The organism is Blautia sp. CAG:257 (assembly GCF_000433815.1).
GTDB classification, from domain to species: Bacteria; Bacillota; Clostridia; order Lachnospirales; family Lachnospiraceae; genus Blautia_A; species Blautia_A caecimuris.
Genome location: NZ_HF999068.1, coordinates 1 through 1,685, shown reverse-complemented (window position 1 = coordinate 1,685; position 1,685 = coordinate 1). Strand labels below are relative to the sequence as shown.

The window sequence follows — 1,685 nt, the reverse complement described above, 5'->3', positions numbered from 1 at the left end:
AACCCGCCACTTTTTTCATAAATAACATCAACTCTTGAATATATCTTTTTTTATCCCTTCTAATTGTCACTGAACCTTTTTTGTGCTATGATAATTCCAGATTGTTTCTTCATCTGTTCACAGCGGTGCAATACTGTCCTGCGAACAGAATTTACATCTCAGAAAGGACTGAAAAACATGAGCGATTACAGACTTGAAACCAAATGCCTCCATGCAGGCTACACTCCTTCCAAGGGAGAACCATGTGCGCTTCCGATTTATCAGAGCACCACTTTTAAATACGATACTACAGATGAAATGGGCCAGCTTTTTGACCTGAAAGCCGAGGGCTATTTCTATACCCGCCTTCAGAATCCTACCAACGATGCTGTTGCTGCGAAAATCGCAGAACTGGAAGGCGGTGTTGCGGCGCTTCTCACTTCTTCCGGACAGGCTGCAAACTTTTATGCGGTTTTTAATATCTGCGAGGCCGGAGATCACGTGGTAGCTGCCTCCACCATCTACGGCGGAACCTTTAATCTTCTTGCTGTTACCTTCAAAAAACTGGGCATTGACTGTACCTTTGTGGACACAGACGCATCTGCGGAGGAAATTGCGGCTGCTTTCCGTCCTAACACCAAGGCTCTTTTTGCGGAAACCATTGCCAACCCGGCCCTTGTAGTTCTGGATATCGAAAAATTTGCCAGTGTTGCTCACCAGCACGGAGTTCCCCTTATTGTTGACAATACCTTTGCCACCCCCATCAACTGCCGTCCCTTTGAATGGGGCGCTGATATCATCACCCACTCCACCACAAAATATATGGATGGTCACGGACTTCAGGTAGGAGGTGCGATCATTGACAGCGGAAACTTTGACTGGGAAGCCTACGGTGACAAATACCACGGTCTTACCCAGCCGGACGAGTCTTATCACGGAGTTGTGTACACAAAGCAGTTTGGAAAAAAAGCCTATATCACCAAAGCAACCTCTCAGCTTATGAGAGATCTTGGTTCCATCCCTTCTCCTAATAACTGCTTCCTTCTGAATATCGGACTGGAAACACTTCCTCTCCGTATGGAGCGCCACTGCAGCAATGCACAGAAAACAGCAGAATTCCTTGCGTCACATGAAAAGGTTTCCAAGGTTATTTATCCCGGACTTCCGGGAGACAAATACCATGCCCTTGCAGAAAAATATCTGCCAAACGGCTCCTGCGGTGTGATCTCCTTCGAGCTGGAAGGCGGACGCGAGGCAGCAGTCCGTTTCATGGACAGCCTGGAACTTGCCAATATCTGTACTCATGTTGCTGCCTCCAAGACTATGGTTCTTCATCCTGCAAGCCACACTCACCGTCAGATGAATGATGAACAGCTGCGGGAGGCCGGTGTTTCTCCGGGAATGATCCGACTGTCTGTGGGAATTGAACATATTGATGATATTCTTGCTGATCTTGAAAAAGCTCTGAAAAACGCCTGAATAGTCATATAATACTTTTCCAAAATACATAAAAAGAGACTGATAAGCAATGTTTCCATCATAAGAACACTGTTTATCAGTCTTTTTGTTTCCGAAAAAGAGCTTCAGAATCTCTGCTCAGCTCAGATTATTTTTTTACAGATTTCCTTCCACTCCTACGAGAACGCCTCCGCTCTCTGCATAATAGCTGCAAAGTCCTCTGGCTTCATAAATAAGGATCTCTGCCT

At 45.9% G+C, this 1,685-nt stretch carries 1 protein-coding gene; it reads left to right on the top strand.

The genetic code is table 11. The features are described from left to right. Positions 1–177: 177 nt before the first annotated feature. Positions 178–1,458: an O-acetylhomoserine aminocarboxypropyltransferase/cysteine synthase family protein gene (locus QVP40_RS08335; RefSeq protein ID WP_022068001.1), complete on the top strand. Its 1,281-nt coding sequence runs from the start codon at positions 178–180 to the stop codon at positions 1,456–1,458. Positions 1,459–1,685 lie beyond the last annotated feature (227 nt).